At 69.6% G+C, this 18,953-nt stretch carries 35 protein-coding genes; 2 read left to right on the top strand and 33 right to left on the bottom strand.

Features of this window, described 5'->3' with window-relative positions; genetic code table 11:
- Positions 1-3: 3 nt before the first annotated feature.
- From ACIQ5Y_RS27440 to ACIQ5Y_RS27425, 4 genes are all read right to left on the bottom strand, one after another.
- A complete protein-coding gene (locus ACIQ5Y_RS27440; protein WP_403885870.1) occupies positions 4-237 on the bottom strand; it encodes a hypothetical protein in 234 nt (77 codons plus the stop codon).
- Positions 238-277: 40 nt separating this feature from the next.
- Positions 278-436, bottom strand: a complete 159-nt coding sequence (locus ACIQ5Y_RS27435; RefSeq protein ID WP_403885867.1) for a hypothetical protein — start codon at positions 434-436, stop codon at positions 278-280.
- Between the two features lie 79 nt (positions 437-515).
- Positions 516-767 carry a helix-turn-helix transcriptional regulator gene (locus tag ACIQ5Y_RS27430; RefSeq protein WP_403885864.1) on the bottom strand — a complete coding sequence of 84 codons (252 nt, stop codon included), beginning with the start codon at positions 765-767 and terminating at the stop codon, positions 516-518.
- 162 nt (positions 768-929) lie between these two features.
- Positions 930-1,712 (bottom strand): GntR family transcriptional regulator, encoded by a 783-nt coding sequence (locus ACIQ5Y_RS27425; RefSeq protein WP_403885860.1) that lies wholly within the window; start codon positions 1,710-1,712, stop codon positions 930-932.
- Positions 1,713-1,992: 280 nt separating this feature from the next.
- Here ACIQ5Y_RS27425 and ACIQ5Y_RS27420 point away from each other — a divergent pair, with 280 nt between their 5' ends.
- The gene (locus ACIQ5Y_RS27420; RefSeq protein ID WP_403885858.1) at positions 1,993-2,298 is read left to right on the top strand and encodes a hypothetical protein; all 306 of its coding nucleotides are present in this window, start codon (positions 1,993-1,995) and stop codon (positions 2,296-2,298) included.
- On the top strand, positions 2,295-3,077 hold the full coding sequence (locus ACIQ5Y_RS27415) for a Bro-N domain-containing protein (protein ID WP_403885855.1): 783 nt from the start codon (positions 2,295-2,297) through the stop codon (positions 3,075-3,077). The genes ACIQ5Y_RS27420 and ACIQ5Y_RS27415 overlap by 4 nt, the downstream gene beginning before the upstream one ends.
- A gap of 47 nt (positions 3,078-3,124) precedes the next feature.
- Here ACIQ5Y_RS27415 and ACIQ5Y_RS27410 read toward each other — a convergent pair whose 3' ends face one another.
- The 29 genes from ACIQ5Y_RS27410 to ACIQ5Y_RS27270 all read right to left on the bottom strand — a co-directional run bounded on the left by ACIQ5Y_RS27410 (position 3,125) and on the right by ACIQ5Y_RS27270 (position 18,873).
- On the bottom strand, positions 3,125-3,754 hold the full coding sequence (locus tag ACIQ5Y_RS27410; RefSeq protein ID WP_403885852.1) for a hypothetical protein: 630 nt from the start codon (positions 3,752-3,754) through the stop codon (positions 3,125-3,127).
- A gap of 30 nt (positions 3,755-3,784) precedes the next feature.
- A complete protein-coding gene (locus tag ACIQ5Y_RS27405) occupies positions 3,785-4,063 on the bottom strand; it encodes a hypothetical protein (protein ID WP_403885849.1) in 279 nt (92 codons plus the stop codon).
- Positions 4,060-4,971, bottom strand: a complete 912-nt coding sequence (locus ACIQ5Y_RS27400) for a hypothetical protein (protein ID WP_403885846.1) — start codon at positions 4,969-4,971, stop codon at positions 4,060-4,062. The genes ACIQ5Y_RS27405 and ACIQ5Y_RS27400 overlap by 4 nt, the downstream gene beginning before the upstream one ends.
- A complete protein-coding gene (locus ACIQ5Y_RS27395; RefSeq protein ID WP_403885843.1) occupies positions 4,968-5,228 on the bottom strand; it encodes a hypothetical protein in 261 nt (86 codons plus the stop codon). The genes ACIQ5Y_RS27400 and ACIQ5Y_RS27395 overlap by 4 nt, the downstream gene beginning before the upstream one ends.
- A complete protein-coding gene (locus ACIQ5Y_RS27390) occupies positions 5,225-5,419 on the bottom strand; it encodes a hypothetical protein (RefSeq protein ID WP_403885840.1) in 195 nt (64 codons plus the stop codon). Before ACIQ5Y_RS27390 ends, ACIQ5Y_RS27395 begins: the two co-directional genes overlap by 4 nt.
- A 3-nt stretch (positions 5,420-5,422) precedes the next feature.
- Positions 5,423-5,638, bottom strand: a complete 216-nt coding sequence (locus ACIQ5Y_RS27385) for a hypothetical protein (protein ID WP_403885837.1) — start codon at positions 5,636-5,638, stop codon at positions 5,423-5,425.
- A complete protein-coding gene (locus ACIQ5Y_RS27380; RefSeq protein WP_403885835.1) occupies positions 5,635-5,973 on the bottom strand; it encodes a hypothetical protein in 339 nt (112 codons plus the stop codon). The genes ACIQ5Y_RS27385 and ACIQ5Y_RS27380 overlap by 4 nt, the downstream gene beginning before the upstream one ends.
- 66 nt (positions 5,974-6,039) lie before the next feature.
- Complete coding sequence (locus ACIQ5Y_RS27375) at positions 6,040-6,219, bottom strand: hypothetical protein (RefSeq protein WP_403885833.1); 180 nt, start codon at positions 6,217-6,219, stop codon at positions 6,040-6,042.
- A gap of 101 nt (positions 6,220-6,320) precedes the next feature.
- Entirely contained in the window at positions 6,321-6,710 is a 390-nt protein-coding gene (locus ACIQ5Y_RS27370; protein ID WP_403885830.1) for a hypothetical protein, read from the bottom strand.
- 70 nt (positions 6,711-6,780) lie between these two features.
- Positions 6,781-7,617 (bottom strand): hypothetical protein, encoded by an 837-nt coding sequence (locus tag ACIQ5Y_RS27365; protein ID WP_403885827.1) that lies wholly within the window; start codon positions 7,615-7,617, stop codon positions 6,781-6,783.
- Positions 7,614-8,123 carry a VUT family protein gene (locus ACIQ5Y_RS27360; protein WP_403885824.1) on the bottom strand — a complete coding sequence of 170 codons (510 nt, stop codon included), beginning with the start codon at positions 8,121-8,123 and terminating at the stop codon, positions 7,614-7,616. Before ACIQ5Y_RS27360 ends, ACIQ5Y_RS27365 begins: the two co-directional genes overlap by 4 nt.
- 91 nt (positions 8,124-8,214) lie before the next feature.
- A complete protein-coding gene (locus ACIQ5Y_RS27355) occupies positions 8,215-8,382 on the bottom strand; it encodes a hypothetical protein (RefSeq protein ID WP_403885821.1) in 168 nt (55 codons plus the stop codon).
- A complete protein-coding gene (locus ACIQ5Y_RS27350) occupies positions 8,379-8,699 on the bottom strand; it encodes a hypothetical protein (protein ID WP_403885818.1) in 321 nt (106 codons plus the stop codon). The genes ACIQ5Y_RS27355 and ACIQ5Y_RS27350 overlap by 4 nt, the downstream gene beginning before the upstream one ends.
- Positions 8,696-9,265 carry an HNH endonuclease signature motif containing protein gene (locus tag ACIQ5Y_RS27345; RefSeq protein ID WP_403885815.1) on the bottom strand — a complete coding sequence of 190 codons (570 nt, stop codon included), beginning with the start codon at positions 9,263-9,265 and terminating at the stop codon, positions 8,696-8,698. The genes ACIQ5Y_RS27350 and ACIQ5Y_RS27345 overlap by 4 nt, the downstream gene beginning before the upstream one ends.
- Before the next feature lie 9 nt (positions 9,266-9,274).
- Positions 9,275-10,618, bottom strand: coding sequence for a replicative DNA helicase (locus ACIQ5Y_RS27340; RefSeq protein ID WP_403886110.1), 1,344 nt, complete (start codon positions 10,616-10,618; stop codon positions 9,275-9,277).
- A gap of 5 nt (positions 10,619-10,623) precedes the next feature.
- Positions 10,624-11,247, bottom strand: coding sequence for a DnaA ATPase domain-containing protein (locus ACIQ5Y_RS27335; RefSeq protein ID WP_403885812.1), 624 nt, complete (start codon positions 11,245-11,247; stop codon positions 10,624-10,626).
- Positions 11,228-12,106 (bottom strand): hypothetical protein, encoded by an 879-nt coding sequence (locus tag ACIQ5Y_RS27330; RefSeq protein ID WP_403885809.1) that lies wholly within the window; start codon positions 12,104-12,106, stop codon positions 11,228-11,230. The genes ACIQ5Y_RS27335 and ACIQ5Y_RS27330 overlap by 20 nt, the downstream gene beginning before the upstream one ends.
- Positions 12,107-12,156: 50 nt before the next feature.
- Positions 12,157-13,236, bottom strand: coding sequence for a DNA cytosine methyltransferase (locus ACIQ5Y_RS27325; protein WP_403885806.1), 1,080 nt, complete (start codon positions 13,234-13,236; stop codon positions 12,157-12,159).
- On the bottom strand, positions 13,236-14,048 hold the full coding sequence (locus ACIQ5Y_RS27320; RefSeq protein WP_403885803.1) for a hypothetical protein: 813 nt from the start codon (positions 14,046-14,048) through the stop codon (positions 13,236-13,238). The genes ACIQ5Y_RS27325 and ACIQ5Y_RS27320 overlap by 1 nt, the downstream gene beginning before the upstream one ends.
- Positions 14,045-14,320 carry a hypothetical protein gene (locus ACIQ5Y_RS27315; RefSeq protein WP_403885800.1) on the bottom strand — a complete coding sequence of 92 codons (276 nt, stop codon included), beginning with the start codon at positions 14,318-14,320 and terminating at the stop codon, positions 14,045-14,047. The genes ACIQ5Y_RS27320 and ACIQ5Y_RS27315 overlap by 4 nt, the downstream gene beginning before the upstream one ends.
- Positions 14,317-14,685: a hypothetical protein gene (locus ACIQ5Y_RS27310; protein WP_403885797.1), complete on the bottom strand. Its 369-nt coding sequence runs from the start codon at positions 14,683-14,685 to the stop codon at positions 14,317-14,319. The genes ACIQ5Y_RS27315 and ACIQ5Y_RS27310 overlap by 4 nt, the downstream gene beginning before the upstream one ends.
- Before the next feature lie 69 nt (positions 14,686-14,754).
- On the bottom strand, positions 14,755-15,537 hold the full coding sequence (locus ACIQ5Y_RS27305) for an ATP-binding protein (RefSeq protein ID WP_403885794.1): 783 nt from the start codon (positions 15,535-15,537) through the stop codon (positions 14,755-14,757).
- Between the two features lie 8 nt (positions 15,538-15,545).
- Entirely contained in the window at positions 15,546-16,361 is an 816-nt protein-coding gene (locus tag ACIQ5Y_RS27300; RefSeq protein ID WP_403885791.1) for a PD-(D/E)XK nuclease-like domain-containing protein, read from the bottom strand.
- Positions 16,362-16,470: 109 nt separating this feature from the next.
- Positions 16,471-16,719, bottom strand: coding sequence for a hypothetical protein (locus tag ACIQ5Y_RS27295; protein ID WP_403885788.1), 249 nt, complete (start codon positions 16,717-16,719; stop codon positions 16,471-16,473).
- A gap of 270 nt (positions 16,720-16,989) precedes the next feature.
- The gene (locus tag ACIQ5Y_RS27290; protein WP_403885785.1) at positions 16,990-17,376 is read right to left on the bottom strand and encodes a hypothetical protein; all 387 of its coding nucleotides are present in this window, start codon (positions 17,374-17,376) and stop codon (positions 16,990-16,992) included.
- Between the two features lie 93 nt (positions 17,377-17,469).
- Entirely contained in the window at positions 17,470-18,165 is a 696-nt protein-coding gene (locus tag ACIQ5Y_RS27285; RefSeq protein ID WP_403885782.1) for a hypothetical protein, read from the bottom strand.
- On the bottom strand, positions 18,162-18,374 hold the full coding sequence (locus ACIQ5Y_RS27280) for a hypothetical protein (RefSeq protein ID WP_403885780.1): 213 nt from the start codon (positions 18,372-18,374) through the stop codon (positions 18,162-18,164). The genes ACIQ5Y_RS27285 and ACIQ5Y_RS27280 overlap by 4 nt, the downstream gene beginning before the upstream one ends.
- On the bottom strand, positions 18,371-18,580 hold the full coding sequence (locus tag ACIQ5Y_RS27275; RefSeq protein ID WP_403885777.1) for a hypothetical protein: 210 nt from the start codon (positions 18,578-18,580) through the stop codon (positions 18,371-18,373). Before ACIQ5Y_RS27275 ends, ACIQ5Y_RS27280 begins: the two co-directional genes overlap by 4 nt.
- Positions 18,577-18,873, bottom strand: a complete 297-nt coding sequence (locus ACIQ5Y_RS27270) for a hypothetical protein (protein ID WP_403885775.1) — start codon at positions 18,871-18,873, stop codon at positions 18,577-18,579. Before ACIQ5Y_RS27270 ends, ACIQ5Y_RS27275 begins: the two co-directional genes overlap by 4 nt.
- Positions 18,874-18,953: the final 80 nt, after the last annotated feature.

Here is an 18,953-nt window from a genome sequence, read left to right as displayed (position 1 = left end):
TGGTCAGGCCTGGATGGCGGCGAGTCGATCCAGCTCGGCCTTGTAGGTGCGCCGGTATGCGGCGATCTCGGCGTCGGTGACACCGTGCTGCTGACGCAGGGCCTCGACGTTCGCGAAGGCCTGCTCGTTGTCGGCCGTCAGCTCGCGGCCGGTCCGCTTCCAGTAGTCCTTGATGTGGGCGTAGGTGGCAGCGCCGGAAAGGATCCGGGTGTGCGCTTCGGCAGGGGTTTCGGGCATGGCTGTGCTCCTCGGTTGGTCGTGCCGGGTGGGGTGGCGGTCAGCGGTTCTCGAGCTGGGCCGCACGCTGATCGCAGTCGTCGGCCATGTCGCGGAACCGTCGGGCGAGGGAGGTCCGGCCGGCCTTCTCGTGCCAGGCGGCGGTCCTCCGGTGCTCACGGGCCTCAGCCCGATACGCCTCGGGGGTCGCGTGCTGCACGGCTACTCGCCGTCCTGCGGCTCGATGGGGTCGTGGCCGCCCTGCCCGCACCAGTCGCAGGCTGTGAACGCGGCGGCCATCAGGCGGCCCGCCCGTCGGACGGCGTGATGAGGGAGTTGGCGAGGTACTGGTCGACGGCCGCTTCGGGAACCCGGAGGCCACGGGGTCGGATCTTCCCACCGCCGTTGCGGTGAGCCGGGAGTCGCCCTTCGGCGATCAGGTTGTAGACGGTCGAGCGGGAGACGCGGAGCCGAGTGGCAACCTCCGCAGCGTTCAGGAACTCAGGCTGTTCGGTGGCCACGTTCTCCGTGGCCGGGGTCTCGTGGCGCATGAAGGCTCCCGGTGAAGGCATGGATGAGGTGAAGCCGGAGACTTAGACGGCTAAGTTCCGGTGTTCCAAGAGTGCGCCCACTTAGACGTCTAAGTCAAGCTCCAAGAGTTCCGGGCATGCAAAAGGGCCCCCGCCGAACGGCGGGGGCCCCGAGGGGAGCGATCAGGCTTCGGTGACGTAGTCGAGGATGTAGCTACCGGCGTCCAGCACCATGTCATTGACTTCCACGGCCCGCCCCGCGGCATCGAAGGCCGTGCGAACCACTCCCAGGACTGGAGTTCCCGGCTCTAGGCGCATCAGGGCCTCCTCGGCTCGCCTGGGCATCCGGGCGAGCACCTCCTCCTTGAAGCGAACCGGGCCGTGCCCAGCATCGTCGAGCCGGGCGTAGATTCCACCGGGGCCGGTGTCTTCGTCGGCAATGGGCGTGCCGTCGGCAAGGTCTGCCGGGATGTACGAGTCGGACATCAGAACGGGCTTCCCGCCGAGGACGTAGTGCCTACTGCGCAGGACGACTGGAGCGCCGCGCGGCAAGCCCAGGGCCTCGGCAATTCGCGGGGCCGCCTCCAGGTGGTCGACTCGCAGGCCGGCGACCGTGGGGCGCTCATTCCTTACGTCGACTGCCCACATGGAGACTCCGGCGCCCCACGTGGACTTGGAGAGGCGCTCAACCGCATTCCTCCGGACGGGCCTGAAGTCGCGAACCTTGGCCGCAGCTCCGCGGCTCACCGTCGTCAGGCCGTAGTGCGTCAGCTCTCGGAGAGCCTTCGTGACCGTTTCCCGCCCAGCGCCAAACTCCTCGGCCACAGCCGACTCGCTGGGGATCTTCTCCCCGACTCGATAGAGGCCCTGCTCGATGCGAGCTCGCAGTTCATCGACGATCTCTCTGTAGCCACGCTTCGCCCCAGCCAACGCTCCTCCTCCACGGTCGACGGCGAACGTCGACACCGATTTGGGTGACCGGCTTGACTTAGACGTCTATGTGCCGGACCGTATTCCAGTAGTTCCATCAGTACGCAGAGCCACAGGAGCGCCACTATCTGCTGCAACAGCGCTGCCGATGGCCCATTTCTGCGTACCTTCAAGCCACTGTACGCAGAACTTCCACGTCGAAGGGAAGGCGCCGTGAACGCGAACGGCCGGGCGGTCATCACCCGCCCGGCCTGTTCGACCAGCGAGTCATCACCTCGCTGATCAGTGATCCCAAACGCCAAGAAAGGGATACACCGTGAGTGTACCTGGCACGCCTCTGCTCGACTTCTCCAAGTGGGGATTCCTCTCAGCGCCGCTCGCCGAGCTGCTGGAGCGCCTAGGCGCTCGCATCGTCGAGGTCCCGGTCGACGACGACCACTTCCACGGCGGGTGCATGGACCGTGGCGGGAGCCTCGTCATCGTCCTGCCGGAGCGTATGAGTGCCCTCGAGAAGGACCTTTCGGCGCGCGGTCTGCTCGCCTACCGGTTCGACGTCGACACTTCGAACTGGCCCACGGGGGCGACGTTCTCCGACCTCGCCGACTTGGAGCATGCCGCGTGAGCGACCTTCAGGTATTCGCCTACGACGGAGCCGAGGTCCGGACCGTCGTCCTTGACGGTGAGCCGTGGTTCGTTGGCTCCGACGTCACCGCCATCCTCGGCTACGCCAACGGTCGGGACGCCCTCTCCTCCATCCCGGACAGGATGAGGAATACCGTCGCCATCGCCGACGGAAAGCGCGGCAACCCGAACCGGGTCATCGTCTCCACGCCGGGCGTCTACCGCCTGGTCATGCGCAGCACGCTGCCAGCCGCCGAGCGGTTCCAGGATTGGCTGGCGGAAGATGTGCTGCCGGCGATCCAGAAGACCGGGCGTTACGAGGTGCAGCCGTCGGTGCCCGCTCGCCGCGAGATCACGGCCGCTGCCGGCCCAGTCTCGTACAGGGATCAGGCGGAGATCCTCGCGATCCTCCGCCCCGCTTTGCCGGAGCCCTACGCCACTGCGACGGCGAAGGTCATCCTGGCCCGCGCGATGGGTGAGCGCCCAGAGCTAGACCCGGCGGAGACGCCGCTGTACGCGGCGACGTTCCTGGCGGAGAAGGGCCACAAGGCGAAGACCGTGGCCAAGTTCCAGTCGGGCTTCGGCGCCCGGGTGTCGAACGCCTTCTTCAAGCGACACGGCCGGCGCCCGGAGAAGATCGCCGGTCCGGCCGGTTCCCGGATCGACAAGGTCGCCGTCTACACCGAGGATGACCGGCCGCTGCTCGAGGAGGTGTACGCGGGGATGGCCGACCTGATCGCCGCGTTCGAGCACGGGGACCAGATCGCGCTCAGCGCCTGACCCCGGACAGCAGTGAAGGCCCCCACCCAACTGGGCGGGGGCCTTCGTCATGCCGCGATGCCGCCTGTCCGTTGCGCGAGCCGGATCAGCTCGCCGTGTTCGTACAGGCTCCCGCATCCTCGGCAGCCAGCGGACGCAGTGTCGAAGCTGAAGCGGAGTTGCCCGCCGCAGCGGCAGGTGGCGTACAGCTGGGCCGCAGGGCCGTCGGTGTCGCCTGCGTGGTGGAGGCAGGTGCGGTGGATGCGGGCGACTTCGGTAGCGAGTTCGTCGATCGCCTCGTGCTGGCGGCAGGCCGTGTCGAGGTTGAAGCGGAGGCTGGCGACGGCGGCGTCGAGGCGGTACTGGAGCCGGCCGCCGGTGCCCGGCTGCCCGTAGCCGCGGCTCGCCCAGTCGGCAACCCAGGTCTCGAGGATGGCCGTGATGCCGCCTTCGGCTATGAGTGACAGTGCGTCGAGGCGGACGGGGACGGGTGCGCTGCGGCTGCCGGTGACGCGGGGTCCGTTGCCTCCGGCGCCGGGTGCGAGGTCGGCGGCGATGCGGGCGTACAGGCCGCCGGGTCCGGCGAGTGCGGCGAGCTGCTCGGCGATGCGGGTCTGGCAGGGGTGGCAGGCGTATCGGCCCAGCTCGTCTTCCCACAGCTCACGGCGGCAGACGACACAGGCGGGGCTCTCGTTCACGGCGTGCTCCTTGTGCGGCAGTGCGGTCGGTCAGGCGGTGGGGCGGTTCATGCTCTGGACGTGGCCGGCGGCGGCGAGAAACCCAGCGGCCAGGTCGCTGTGGCCGCCGGCGAGTTCGGGGTACTGGGACCGTTCGGCGGCTCGTTCGTGGCGGTCGGCTTGGCCGCGGAGTTCGGCGACGACCGAGCGGAGGACGACGGCGAGGACGGCGTCGACGAGCTCGGCTTGTCCGGCGGGTGGGAGCCACCATTGCCCGTCGCGGATGGCTTGCCGGGCGGCAGCGAGGGCTTGGTCGCGGAGGCCGCTCACGGCTGGTCCTTCGGCGGTTCGAGCGTGGCGCGGAGCCGCTCGATGGTGCCTTCGTGGTCGGCCTGGAAGCAGGTCCCGGCCCTCATGCCTGCGTCGATGACTTCTGCGGCCACTTCGAGGCGGCGGCTAGCGCTGGCCCGGTTCCAGAACCAGAGCCATTCGCCGGGGGTGGGCCCTGAGAGGCGTATGGAGGTGGCCTCTTCCTCGCCCTCATGCAGGGCAGCGAGGGAGGCGTTGAGCGTCTTGACCTGCTCGACCAGCTCGAGGACTTCCTGCCGCCACCGTTCCCGACTGGCCTGGGCCTGCTCGAGTTCCAGGTCGCGGACGGCGAGCACGGCGTCTCGTACCCGCTGGACGCCATCGCTCCCGCCGCAGTTGACGTTGAGACCGATGGCCGCCTCGACGCCGGCGGCGTACTCGTCGCGCGGTTCGGGGACGGGGCTTGCGTTGTGGTGGCGGCAGCCGTCGCAGGCACACCGGCAGTCCGTCGGATGGGGCTGCTCGTCGCCGCGGAGGACGGTCAGGAGTGCGGTCTGCTGGTCGGCGGGCAGGTTGCGGCGGGCCCAGGTGCGGGCAGCGTCGATGCGTTCGATGAAGGCGAGCCCGCGCCGCTGGCTGGCCTCGAGCTCGGACCGCACTCGCCTGTGCTGGCTGGCAAGTTCGGCGTACTCGCGGCGCCACCGTTCCCGGCTGGCCTGTGCGGTGGCGAGGTCGACGCCCGCCTTCCGCAGGCTGACCTTGCTGGCGGGGTCGGCGGGCGGCTCGCTCTGGGTGTCGACGGCAGCGAGCACGGCGTCGGCGACGGCCCTGCGGACTGACAGCGGCACCCATTCCTCGTGCGCCTTCAGAGCGGGGCCAACCGCGTTGAAGGCGAGCGCGCGGCGGCGGTCGCGGGTCTGGTTGGTCACTGCCCCTCCTCAAGGACGTAGCCGGTCCGGCGGGGCTGGCCTTCACGGGTGGTGGCGGTGGCGTGGAGCTGGGATGCCTCGATAGCCCGGCGGCGGACTTCACGGCCGGCGGCGGTGATGGTGACGACATCGACCTTCCCGTAGCCCCACACGCCGGGGATGGTGATCGGCGTGCCGACGACCTTGATGCGGACGGGCACGTCGTCGGGGTGGTGGCGGTTGCTGAGGCTGCGGTAGGTCTGGCCGGGCTGGATCACAGGAGGTCTCCTTCGAGGCGAACGTCGGTGACGGGCTTGAACAGCCGCCACGCATCGGGCCGTCCGGGTGGCCGGGCGTGGTCGCTGGTGAGGGGGCGACTGCGGGAGTGGATCCATGCGACGAGGTCCGCGTCGGTGTACTCGGCGTTGGCGTAGGGATTGCCGTGGCCGGGCTCGCGGGGCTCGGTCACCGCCTACTCCTCGCTCTGGGCGATGTCGTGGAGGCTGAACCGCTGGCGGGTGGTGGTGATCCTGTCGAAGCGGATCTCCTGCACGGTGGGGATCGCGACGATCGCCTCGGCCGACCGGATTGCCAGGTCGGAGGTGGGCCAACCGCCCCTACCCCAGTCGCCCTTGCTGTCCTTGAACATGACGGACCAGGTGACCGTCACCTCGGGCTGCTGGCTCACGCTCCGGCCTCCTCGACGGCGGGCGGGTCGATGCCGAGCGCGCGGAGGACGGCGGCCAGCACAGTGCCGGGGTCGGCTCCGTCCTCGCCAGCGGTGCCCTCGATGGCGTGCCAGGCGGCGTCGTGCTCCAGCTCGGTCAGTCGGCGGCGCGGGGCGGGCGCGGTGCCGCCGGTCTGGCAGGCCATGTCGCGGAGGCCGGCGACGACCTCCTCGACACGGGTCACGGGGATGGCGGAGCCGGGGATGTCGGTCATGACGAGGATGTACGGGACGCCGGGGAGGGGCTTGACGGCCAAGCGGCCGCCGTCGCCGTCGGTGTACTCGAAGCTGCTCATGCAGGTCTCCTGGGGTGAGGGCTGGGGCCAGCCGCCCCGGGCTGCGGGACGGCCGGAAGGGCTGGGTCAGCGGTGGCCAGCGGCCCAGCAGTCGGGGCACAGATCCCGTCCGCCAGGGCGCTGGTGCCAGCCGTCGGGGCGGCGGATCCGGCGGACGTCCGTCACGGTGCGGGCGGCCGGGGAGTGCGTGGCGTTGTGGCAGCCGGGGCCATCGCAGTTGACGGCCGGTACGAGGTCGGCGGACATGTCGGGCCTTTCGGTCGGTTGGTGTGGCGGACTGGGCTGTGCGCCTCGCTGGCGTTCTCGGCCTCCCGGGTCTCCGTGGGCCCGGGAGCGTCGTTCGCGGCTTACGCGGGCACTGAGGGGCCTTCTCGGGCCTGTTGCGCCTGACGGTCTGGAACGTCGGCGAGGGTGATGCGGCGGGAGCGGATCGCGAGGATCACCGTGTGCGTCCTGTCCCGGCCGCCGAGTTGACGCTTCAAGCGGCGCCAGGCCCACGTGACCTTGCCGAGGCTGACACCGGTCCGGTCGGCGATCTCCTGGTCGGTGGCGCCGTTGGCGGCGAGGCGGAGGAGCTGCCGTTCGAAGTCGGCGGTTGGGGCGGGCTTGCCGCGGCGGCGGGCCTTGTACCGGGCGACCGCTTCCCGCCGGCATTGCTGGCATCGGGCGGTGGGGTCGGTGGGCGAACGGTAGGTGGTGGCTGCCGTGAGTGGGTGGCCGTTCCTGCATGCAGCCATCGGGGGCTCCGTCCGTGAGAGGCTCTGGGTGCGGACGCCCTCGCTTTCTCCGAGGGCGTCCGTCCAGCGTTCAGGCGGCGGGGGTGAGGTGCTTGCGGACGATCCGCTGATGCCAGCGGTACGCCCAGTCCGGGCAGTTGGCGCAGTTCTTGTGGGTGTGGCCGGGCAGTGGGTCGGAGCGGCGGGCGTCCATGGACCAAGCCATGGAGTCGGCTGAGATGAGGTCGTCGGCGTAGGCGCCCAAGCCCTGGGTCTTCACTCCGAAGCCGTGGAGCTTCAGGCCGCGGCCGGCGAAGTGCTGGACGATTTGGCGGATCTCATCGGTGGCTTGCCTTCGGCAGACGGAGCCGAGTCCGACGACGGGTTGCGCGGCGAGATCGATGCCCGCCTCTGTGTACAGCTGCGCGCAGTGGATGTAGTCGGCGAGGCTCTGGCCTTGGAGGACGGGGATGAACGGGAGGTCGGGGGCAAGTGCGCGCAGTTCGAGATAGTTGTCGACGGTGAATCGCTGGTGGATTCGGACGGCGGCTGTCAGGTCCTGCTCGGGCTCGAAGGGGTCGAGGCCGCGGGCTGCGCGAGTGCCGTGGAAGGTCATGCCGTTCAGGGAGCCGCCGCGGATGACGACCTCTTCGCACATCCAGTCCTGTGGGGCCGCCCATTCGAGGCGGCCGATGGCTTCGGCGTAGCGGCGGACTTCGGCGACGTAGCCCTCTGGAGTGATGGTCCATCGGCCGTGCTGTTGGAGTTCGGTGAAGCCGCCGGAGTCGAGGGCCCAGGGGGCGCGGGCGCGGGGGAATGTCTTGCGGTCCTTGAGGCGGTTGCGAGAGATGAACAGCGGTATCTCGGAGGTGGCGAGCCAGTTCGGCATGTGGGTTCCGAGGAAGAACCGCGTTCCCTGCTCGGTCATGCCGCGGCCTGGGCGCGGCGGCGCTGGATCGCGGCGATGACGGTGATCGCGGCGATGGTCATCCATGCCTTGCCGAGCAGCTGGCCGGGGAGGTAGGCGAGGCTGTCGAAGGCGAGCCACAGGAAGACGAGGCTGTCGGCGGCGAGGCCGGCCGCGTTGGAGGCGGCCATGGCGGTGATCAGGCCGCGCTGTCGGAGCGGCTCGTAGACGGCGAAGTCCATGGTTTCGGCGATGGCGAAGGCTGCTGCGGAGGCGAGGGCCAGGGCGGGGCTGGCGAGCCAGTACGACAGGGCCGCGCCTACGACGATCGCTGCGATGACGGGGCCGCGGCCGGCTGCTTCTCGGGCGAGGTCGCGGAGGACGAGGGCGAGGCCGACGAGGTAGACGCCGGCGGGTGCTGTGTAGCCGAGGCCGACGGGGAGGAGGCCGATGTGTGTGACGGCAAGGTTGGCGGCGGGGATGGTGGCGATGTACGCGGCGAGGGCGACTGTGGCGCGCAGGTTCATCGGGTGGCCTTTCGTGCGGGTCGTCGCGGGATGGGCTGGTGCTGTTCGTGGCCGTCGAGGGCCGCGGTGTAGCGAGCGGGGTGGACGGCGCTCATGCGGCGTCCTGCCGTTCGGCGGGGTAGGCGGTGTCGAGCCGCTCCGTGATCCACTGCTGACGGCAGCGGGGGCACTGGTAGCCGTGGCGGGTGCGCTGGCCGCGGCGCCGTTTTAGGGCGGGCTCTATGTCCCGCTCGAGGCAGTTGGGGCACGTGTCCTTCACCTGGTTCCTCCTGGCGTGCAGCCCTCGCAGGGGCATCGGGTGGGAGCGTTGGGCCGGTCGGCGATGATCCAGTGGCGGTAGTCGGTAAGGGCCGCATCGATCTGCGGGCCGGACGCGGGGGCGACTCGGGCGGGTGGCCGGGTGCCGGTCGGCCAGGCCCCGGGGTGCGGGATGTGGACGGGGTCCGGGACGGTGGTGGCGGCGGTCGTCCGCTGCCTGGGCACGGTCGGGTAGATGCCGGCAGCGGCGAGGATCACGGCGACGAGCTCGCCCTCGTCGCGGGCGGCGACGATGTCCTCGGGGGTCAGGTCGGTCATGACGCCGCCTTGCGGATTCGGTTGCACGCTCGGCAGTACCTGCGGCCGTCGTAGACGTGCGTGTTCACCTCGTCGTAGGGGTGCCCTTGCGGGCAATGAGTCCTGGTGCCGTTGATCGCCCAGCTCTTGCCGCGTCGTGTGTTCTCGGCCCCCGTGACGGGCTCAAGGTGGTCCACGTTGATGCAGCGACGGTGCAGGCAGGTTGGGCCACCCAGACACCCCTGGTCCCGGTTGTGGCAGGTGTGATCCAGAGCCATGCCGGCGGGTATCGGCCCCACTTTGAGTTCGTAGATCGCGCGGTGGGCCAGCTTCAGTGAGCCATCAACGCTGATCTGCCCGTAGCCCATGTTGGTGACAGTTCCGGTGTAGAGCAGGCATCCGTCGGCCCTGGGCTCGATGCGCGCTTCCAGCCTCTGAAGCGGTGCGCCGTGAATCAGGACGAGGGTGAACCCGCCCGCCCGCTTCTGGGTCCGCCGGTATCGCCCGTAGCAGGTCTGGCAGCGCCCTCGGGCGTAGTACTTCGGGGAGGAGCACTCAATGCAGTGGCGTTCTTCCGTGGACGGCATCTCGCGCTCCTAGGTCGCAGCCATGTCGACGAACCGGGCAAAGTGGCCCTGGAAGGCTGCGGTGATCGTGGCGGTGGGCCCACCGCGGTGCTTGCCGACGATGAGGTCGGCCTCGCCTGCTCGCGGCGACTCCCGCTCGTAGGCGTCGGGCCGGTGGAGCAGGATCACGATGTCGGCGTCCTGCTCGATCGCGCCCGACTCGCGGAGGTCGGAGACCTGCGGGAGCTTCTCCTGCCGCTGCTCGGGTCCGCGGTTGAGCTGGGCGAGAACGACGACGGTGATCTGGAACTCCTTGGCGAGGAGCTTCAGCTGTCGGGACATCTCGGAGATGGCCACCTGCCGAGACTCGGCCTTGGGGGCCTGCATCAGCTGGAGGTAATCCACGATCACGAGCCGCAGGCCGGCGGTACGGACCAGGTTGCGGACGCGGGCCCGCAGCATGGGCATCGACAGGGTCGCGCCGTCGTTGATGTGCAGCGGGGCGGCGGCGATGTCGGGTGCGCGGCGGGCCATGCGCTGGACGTCGTCGTCGGTGGCCATGCCGAGCTTCATGTGGTGCAGGGCGACGCGGGCCTCGGCGGAGACGATGCTGCGGCCGAGCTCGCTGGCGCTCATCTCGAGGGATTCGAAGAGCGTCGGGATGCCGTGCCTGATTGCCGCGGCCCTGGCGAAGCCGAGAGCGGCCGTGGTCTTGCCCATGGCCGGCCGGGCGCCGATGACTACGAGCTGACCGGGTGCGAATCCGCCGGAGAGCAGGCTGTCGAGGTCCATGAAGCCGGTCGGTACGCGGTTCTCGTTGGTGGGCGGGGTCGTCGCCTCAGTGAGCACGTCTTCGAGCAGGGTGCCGACGAGTCGCGTCTCGTCCTCGGCGCTGGTGCGGACGACACCGTCAAGGGCGGTCTGGACCGCGGCGACGTCCTCGTCGGCGTTGAAGGCCGCCGACTTGGAGCGGGCCTGGGCGTCGGCGCCGACGGCCGCAAGGCGGGCGGCGACCGCCTTCTCGGTGATGCGGGCGGCGTACCAGCCGGCAGAACCGTGCTGGGCGTGGGCGTACAGCTCGGTGAGCTGGTCCTGATTGAGCGGAACGGCGGGGATGCGGCCTTCGGCGCGCCATGCCTGGAGCTGCCGGTCGACGGCGACGTAGCGGATCTCGCCATTGGCGAAGCCGGCCCGCAGTTCCTCGACGGCGTACCAGACCCAGCGGTACTGGTCACGGGTGAAGTCAGCCGGGTCGAAGCCCTGCATAGCCAGCTCGTCCACGATGTCGGGGCGGGCCATGGCGGTTGCGGCAAGGATCCGTTCGGCGTCGATGTCGCCGTGGTCAACCTTGTCGGCGTCGATGTCGTCCCACATGTCGTTCACGCGGCACCGCCCTGGCGGCGGTCGTGGCCGGCGAGGTGGACGACTCCGCCGCGGAAGATCTCCGCCGCGCGGGAGGTGACCCGCTCGCCGACGATGTGGCTGATCTGGTTGGGCTTGACGTCGCTGGTGACGAGGATCGGCAGCCGGTTGACGTACCGCTCGTCGAAGATCTCGTAGAGCCGTTCCTGGGTCCAGCCGGACGGCGAGACGCGGGCCGCGGCGAGGTCGTCGATGTAGAGCAGGTGTGCGGTCTGCAGCTCCTTCATGAGCTTCTTCGGGGTGCCGCCCTCGCTGTCGGGGCGGAGGGCGTCGAAGAGGGCGGTTGAGCGCCACGTCTGGACGATGGGGGTGCTGCGGTAGTCGCCGGCGAACTGAGCGGCGACCCATCGGCGGGCGGCCCGCCAGGCGGTGTGGGTCTTGCCGACGCCGAGGGGGCCCCAGACGAACAGGCTCGTGGGAGTGCCGGGCTCACGGTCGGCCCATGCGGCCACGTCGTCGTGGAGCGGGATGTCCTCGGCGTACAGGGCGGGGATGCGGTCGGTGAAGGCGGCGACGGCCTGGTCGCGGCGTTCGTTGCGCCAGGAGTCCATCGGGGACTCGTCAGGCGAAGTGGGAGGCATCTTCGATCTCCTGCTCGGTGAGGTCACGTTCGCTGGTCTGGGGGCCGGACGAATGCCGGCGTTCATTGGTGGCCTGCCTGCGCAGCGTTGGGTACTTCTCGCGGAGCTTGGCCGGGCTGAGGATGTGGGCGTTCCAGAAGCTGGAGGCGTGAGCCCAGTCGATGGCGGTGATGGCCTGATCCGGCGAGACGCCATCGAGGTCCAGTAGGCGGCGCATGTCTGTGCGCCATTTCTCGGTGATGCGGGGGCGCTTGTCGCCGCCCTTTTCGATCACGGCGGCCAGGTGCTTGCAGACCCGTTCGACGTCGTGCCGGGGAAGCGCATCCGCGGACTCCGAAGGAGTTCGAGAAGTCTTTTCTTTTACTTCTGTCTCTGTCTCTGTCTCTGCTTCGGTTTTGCTTCGCGGTTGCTTCGGTTTTGCTGAAGCACTTGCTTCGCGGTTTGCTTCGGCGGCGGAGGCGGCCCGACGGGACTCTCCGGACCGCCTTCCGCCCCGCTGACCTGCGGCTGCTCGCTTGGCGCTGAGCTCGGCCACCTCGGATGCGGAACGTTGGTGCCAGGTGTAGTCGTGCACGACGTAGGTGTCGGACGTCGCTGGCCGGCACTTCGGGCAGTCGTGTTCGCCTTCATGCCACAAGCCAACGCGTAGCAGTGCCGAAGCAAGTGCTTCGGGTTTGCTTGAGTCCGTGAGCCGGCCGATGAGTCGCTTCGGGATTACGCCGTCGGTCAGCTGCCGGGAGGAGTACGCCAGCCCGCAGATGTAGAGCCAGGCCGCTTCTCCACCCGCTTCGATGATCTTCGGGTGGTCCGGCAGACCGTCGTGCACCCTGACGTAGGTGCGCTTGTCCTTCTCGGTCATCCGACGTCTTCTCTCTGGCTGGATGGCTGGTGCGGGTGGTGGTGCCGCGGTCAGGCGGCGGTGGCGGCGGCCGGCTGGGGCATGGGGATGCCGGTCGCGGCGGACACGATGTGCGCGGCGAGGAGCGGCGGGACGGCATTGCCAATCTGGAGAAACCGCTTCGTCTTCGAGCCCTGCCACGGGTAGTCGGCCGGGAAGGACTGCAGGACTGCGGCTTCGGCCTCGGTGATGCGCACTGCCTGACCGGTGTCGTTGCAGACCCAAGAGACGTCGTTGCAGCGGGCGCCGAAGAACAGGGTGGCGGCAGGCTGGTCCATGGACCTGCGGGCTGCGTTCTTCTGGGTGTTGTTGCGGAGTGACCAGGAGCGGGTCTTCTCGGTGAGCGCCCAGGACGGGCCGTCGGCGCTGAACTCGTTGCCGCCGGGGGTCTTCCTGTTGCCGCGGGTGTTCACGGTCTGGCCAGCGGCCCAGCCGAGTGCGTCGGCCATGGAAACCCATTCCCGCAGGCGGTCGCCGAACAGATCGTGGGCCGGCTCCTCGGCGTGTGTGGGAGTGGGGGCGGTGACGGGCCGGAGCCGGGAGGCGATGAGGATGGCCCGCTTGCGGGACTGGGGGACTCCGTAGTCGGCGGCGTTGAGGATGCCGGTCCAGGCGCTGTAGCCCCAGCCGCGGAGGTGTTCGCGGTATTGCTCCCACAGGGGCAGGACGTCGGGGACTTCCTCCATGCACACCCAGTCGGGGCGAAGGTCGTGGAGCCAGCGCATGGGTTCGGCGGCGAGGAGGCTGCGGTCGTCGCGGCACGCGGCCCGTAGGGCGACGCGGGTGTCGCGGCCGTGGGCGAGGTCTTGGACGGTTTGGTGGACAAGGGGCTGGTCGATGAGGCCGAGACCCTTGCCGGCGCGGGACCAGGCCTGACAGGGCGGGGACCAGATCTGTCGCCTGGAGCGCCCTTTGAACGGGGCGGTGGGGTAGGTGGCGATGTCGGTCTGGATGGTGAGGTGTCCGGCGGCGGCCCGGGTCTTGCAGGCGGCGGAGTCCCATTCGAGGCCGACGTCGCGGAGGCCGAGCATGCGGAGGCCGGTTGACCAGCCGCCGGGGCCGGCGAAGCCGTCGAGGATCAGGTCGGACATCAGGCGGCCTTCCCCAGCTCGATGGCGGTCTGCTTCTGCCGGTAGAGGGAGAGGGCTCGCTGGAGTCCGTCGCGGGTGACGCCGAGGCGGGCGGCGATCTGCTCTCGGCTGTGGCCCTGACGCTCCAGCTCGAGGCAGTCCTCACCGAGGGCGATGTAGCGCGGGGTGGTCGGGCAGGCCTGAGGTTCGGCATCCGGGTCGTCGATGGCGTCGTCGTCCCACATGGCGGGCCTGACCCATCCGAGTCGCGCGGCATGGTTACGGCGACGCTCGGCTACCCAAGGGCTGATCTCATCGGCGGAGATGGGGAGATGCGATTTCTTCACGTAGAAGTCGCGTACCGCTCGCGCCAGCTGGGCGGTGACCTTCGAATCGCGCCCGGTTCGACCCAGCTGCTCGAGGGTCTTGGGGCTGACGCAGGTCACGTAGGCGCTGATGGCCCGGGTGGTCCAGCCGAGTACGGCAAGGGCCTGAACACGTCGGATGGTTCCTGTGGCGTCCACGCGGGCGCCGGCTGGGTAGTCGTCCAGGGTGGGCGTGAACGAGGTCAGGGCAGCCGCGGTCTCGGTCCGGATCCGCTTGCTGGGCGGGTACGGGGCCTTGCCGTACAGGAGCCCGCAGAGGGTGGGGAGCGGCACACCGGTTTTGGCTGCCTGCACGTGGAGGGCGAGCCCGTTGTGCTGAAGGCGAGTGACGTGCTCGCGTGCAGGTTCGGCGTCGACCATGGGTTCCCACTGGCCGTAGGCCATCAGGCGCCGGCGGCGGCGCTGGTTGTGTGCCCTCGCGGCTCGCTGGGCGGCGGTCCTGGTCATCGGTCGTCCTCCGTCCGTCGGGTCTGGTTGGGGATGCGGGTGGGTGCGTCGGGCCAGATGGCTCGGCATGCGGCGAGGTCTCGGGCTGCTCGGGCTGCGTTGACGTCGCGGGCGGCTTGTGCGGCGCGGGCCTGCCAGGCGGCGAGGTCGAGGCGTTGCTGGCGGCGGGCGCGGATGTGGCGGTCGAGGAGCCAGCAGAGGTAGCGGTAGGCGGCGAGGACGGCCACGCAGATCACGAGGACGGTGGTCGCGCCGGCTTCGGCGGGGCTCATGCCGCCTGCTGCTTCCGTGCGGTGGCGCGGTGGGCTGCGATGGCCAGGGCCTTGTCGGTGAGTTCCCAGACGCTGATGCGGTGGCCGTGGGTGCTGGACAGGTCCGAGGGGACGTAGTAGCCGGTGTGCCGGATCAGTCCTCCGCCGTGGAGTGCGCTGATCGCGGCGCCGAGGTAGCCGAGGCCGAGCTCGGGGAGCAGGTCGCGGAAGTCGTTGGCGGAGAACTCGCCCTGGTGGCGGCCGACGGTGAGGACGGCCTGCTCGACGAGGAACTGGCTCCAACTGGACTGGGTGGCTATCTCCTTCAGTAGGAGATCCTTTTCGGCGGAGGCGTGGCGTTCGGCGACGGTGAGGCGACGGGTCATGGCGATGTCCTTCCGAATCTGCTGTCCTGGGGTGGGCCGGCCGCATTGCCCGCGGCCGGCCCGATGGGGCTACTGCTCGGCCGGTTGCGGTGCGGCGTGCAGCCAGGCGAGGAGCGGACCGGCGATGTCGCGGGCTCCGTTGGGGCGCTCGATGACCTTGCGGTTGAGCTCGGGGCAGCGGGACTTGAGAACTTCGAGCCGGTTGTCGAGGTCCATGGACACCGCGATGTCGAACTCGTACTCAATGCCCTTGCGCTGCTCGGGGCGGGTGCCAACGCGCTTCGGCTCCCTCTTCCCTCGCTCGTTCTCCTCCAGAACCCACTCGGTGTAGGACCGCATCGAGGCGACGACGTGGCCGGGGTAGGCGAGGAGCGCGGCAACCATGTCGTTCTGGATGGGCGTGCCGTCCTTCCAGCCCGCGAACGCGTTGTTGCCGTACTTGCCCTTGGCCCTCTCGACCTGGTCGAGGGTTCCGTCGGTGCCGGTCCAGAAGTGGCTGAGGCTGTCGACGAAGACGGTCGGGTAGCCAGCCTGCCCGGCTGCTTCCAGTGCGCGGCCAAGGTCCCGGGGGTCGTAGCGGTCCATGGCTAGCGTGTCGAACTGGATGCCGCCGATTCCGGCGTAGAGGCTGGCGGCGCCCTTCTCGGTGTCGATGACGGCGAAGCGTCGGCCCTCGGAGAGGCCCTGGGCGATGCTCAGCCCGGTCCAGGTCTTGCCCGATCCGGACACGCCTTGGATGGACAGTCGGGCCTTGCGGCCAGCCTTGTTGGCGGGCTGGAACGCGAACTGGCTGGCGCTGTGGTCCTGGGTGGTGGGGCGGGCTGTGCGGACGGGCGGGGGGAGCTGGGACACGATGGCTCCTAGACGTACTGGCGCTCGATGTACGGCGGCAGGGAGAGGACGGTGGAGGTCTCGGCGTAGGCGGGCCAGTGGCCGGTGTCGCGGCCGTAGAGGTAGCGGCCGACGGCAAGCTGGGTGAGGTAGCCGCCAACGTGACGGGCGACGGGGTCGAGCTCTGCGACGGTCACCAGGTAGGGCGGCTGCTTCTCCTGGTAGATGAACTTGAAGGCGGCGCCCTCGGGGAGGAGGCCGAGCTCGACGGCTGCGCGCCGGTAGACGTGTTCCTGGATGTGGTAGCCGAGTTCGTGGACTGCCTTGCTCAGGTAGTCCGGGTGAACGGACCTCGTCGTCTTGTAGTCGCCGATCAGGTCCGGCCGGAGCCAGTCGAAGCGGCTGCGCCACCAGATCTCTCCGTCCGGCCAGAACGCCGACTGCTCGGCGACTCCACTGCCGGGCGTGAGGATCTCGGAGGCTTCCGGGTGGGTGGCTATCACCTCGGCCATGTCGCAGATCCGCTGGTAGGCCTCCGGCTTGAGGGGTACTCCGCCGGCTTCTCGTATGGCGACCACGCGGGCTTTGATCTCGTCGGTGTCCCAGCGCTTCTCGTCGACCACGACCAGCTCGGGCCCGTCGCCGAGGACCACGGTGTGAGCCGCGGTCCCGAACTCGAACGCCGGCTTGTAGGGCTGCGGGTGGTCGAGGAGGTAGCCGTAGCGGGCGGGGCAGTCGGCGAGGAGCTTGGCGCCGGAGGCTGAGAGGCTGCCGCCGGGGACCGGGTCAAGGTGGTAGAGCTCAGCCGGGATGTCGTACAGGCCGGGCTCGATGTCGGTGGTCACTCCGGCTCCTCGACCGGTGCGCCACACGGCTGGTCCTCGCAGATCAGCTCGTCGTCGAGGCGGATGAACGGGCCGTTCTCGTCACCGCAGTAGGCGCAGGCTCGGGGCATCAAAACGGGTACCTCTCCGTGATCGGCGTGCGGCGGATGAGCGGGATGCGCTTGCTGCCCCACGGGTTCCAGCAGTGGCAGATCTCCATGGGCGGCACGGGCTGGCCGGGCGGTGTCTCGATGCCCTGGCCTTCGGGGTCGGTTCGGCCGGTGCCGTGGCAGTCCTTGCAGCGGGGCTTGGGCTCGAGCTGCAGGTAGAGGGCGTGTTCGTACACCTCGATACGCAGTCGGCCGATGCGGATAGTCATGACTGGTCTCCTGATTTAGGGATGGGTGGGCCCTCGCCCTGGGTCAGGGAGGTGGGGCGAGGGCCCTGGCTGGAGCGGCGTGGGGTCGCGCTCGACGGCCGGTCTGTGCGGTTTGGTGGCCGGGCTCGGGGGCCGGTTTCATCCGCCGGCCCGGCAGTCTTCAGCTGGCCTTGCGGCCGGGGAGCGGCGCCCGCCACAGCGGCACGACGCGGATCGCTCGAGCGGGCGGGGTGGCGTCAGCCTGGCGGCTGCCTTCCCCGTAGGGCCCGTTCACGCCGGGACCGCCTTCTCGTCGAAGTCCAGGACGCTGAGGAGTCCGCTGAGCTGCCGGGTCCGCTCGTCCAACTGGTCGGCGAGGTCCGTGTTCCGCCGCTCGGCAATCTCCAGCTTGGTCGTGGCCTCGAGGAGCTCGGCCCGCAGCCGGTCGACTGCGACCTCCGCACGGGATCGGTGCCCAGCTTCCACCTGCTTCTGCCACGCGCTGTGCTTGTCGCAGGCGAGGTCCCCGTCGCACTCGTCATTCGCCTTCTCGCACGGTGCGCACTCTTCCCAACCCCCGAAGACCTGGTGCATGTGTGCGGTCTGCTGGTGGCTGGCTGCGAGTGCGGTGCGCAGGATCTCGATCTCGGCTCGGGCATCGAACTGTCGATCAGGCACAGCGTCCTCCTCGGTTGATGCGCCACCCGAGGAGGACGAGCGCGATGGATGCGAGGCCCGCGAGGGCATCCAGGACGGCGATCCGGCGGGGGCTCATGACGCCGCCTCGATCCGGGCGCCGAACTCCTCGACACCCTCGACGTAGCCGGCGGCCTGGGACTGAGCGAACCCGGCGCCAGCGACGGCCACCGCCTTCGGGACGGCCTTCGTGGCGTCGTACTGGCGGATGCCCCAGAGGACGGCGTGGCAGGCCCACAGGAACTCCCACGAGTAGTCCTCGAAGCTGACCTCCCAGTGGTCCGGGAAGCGAAGCCGGAAGTCACCGTGGCGGAACTGGGCGAGGGCGAACTCGGCGGTTCCCCGGTACTCGGTGCTGTACTGGTCGCTGTTCAGCACCTGCTCGCCGACCGCTTCCACGAGGCCCGGGTGCTGAGCCTCGTAGCCTGCGGCCTCGCCGACCAGCCAGGTCCGAAACATGTCCTCCGACCAGGACTTCACCTCGCCGGCGGTCACCTTCTCCTGCCAGTAGCCGGGGTTGATGCCACCCGACGAGGAGCCGCGGAACATGTCGAACAGGTCCTCCGTCGGCCACAAGGCGAACGCGAAGGTCGGGCCATCCACACAAATCAGCAGGCCGTGCGGCCAGGTGATCAGATCGAACCGGTGGAAGTTGGGTACCGGGTCCGCGAAGACGAGGTGCCGGTACAGGCCGTCCTCGTGCAACACAGTCATCTGGTGACCGGCGGTCTCCCGGGCGAACCGGGCGGCGATCTCGGGGTAGTCGGTCACGACTTGCCTCCGGCAGCCTTCGACTTGCTGCACTTCTCGGGGTGGGCCGCGGCCAGGTCGGCGAAGACGGCTTCGTACCACTCGCCCGGCTGGGGGTCCTCAACGTGACCGAGAGGCGGGTGCGCCAGCAGGTGGGCCAGGTGGACGGAGGCCTCGCTCACGGCAGGCGGCACGTCCAGGCGGGCGATCTCAGGCGTCGGCGCGGTCATCGGGACTCACCCCCGTCGGCGAGGAATGCGGCGACGATGGGGAACTGGGCGTCGACCGACCGCTGAGCGGCCTTCTCGGCGAGGTGCTGCGGCGCGCAGCCCTGGCACGCGTCGTCGTCGCAGTCGTCGAGGTGGATGTCGAGGATTCGCGGGGAGACGCTGTGGTCCACCAGTGCGGACAGCGTCTCGCGGTCGGTCGCGGTCATCGGACGCCTCCCTCGTGACGGGCCAGCGTCCGGCGGTCGTGCTCGCGGCCCGACCAGTACGTGTAGAACAGCTCCGTCATCGCCGCCGCCTTCTCGGCCGCAGGCAGCCTGTCGAACGCAAGCCGGCCGATCTCCTCGGGCTCGAAGCCTTCCGGGCGCGTCGCCAGCAGGAACTCCTCCGCCTCGTCGTACAGCGACTGGAAGGCGGTGACGTAGCCGACCTGGTTCTGGCTCATCAGGACGTCGAACTCGTCGGGGGTCTCGAAGGCGGGATCGGGCATGATGTGGGACATCGGTCCTCTTCTCCTTGCAGGTAGATGCAGGTGAGGGGTGGATCGGGAGGCCCTGGCCGGCGGTGTGTGGTAGCCCGGCG

This window comes from Streptomyces sp. NPDC096339, assembly GCF_044762985.1.
Classification (GTDB): domain Bacteria; phylum Actinomycetota; class Actinomycetes; order Streptomycetales; family Streptomycetaceae; genus Streptomyces.
This window is presented reverse-complemented; position numbering and strand designations above follow the sequence as displayed.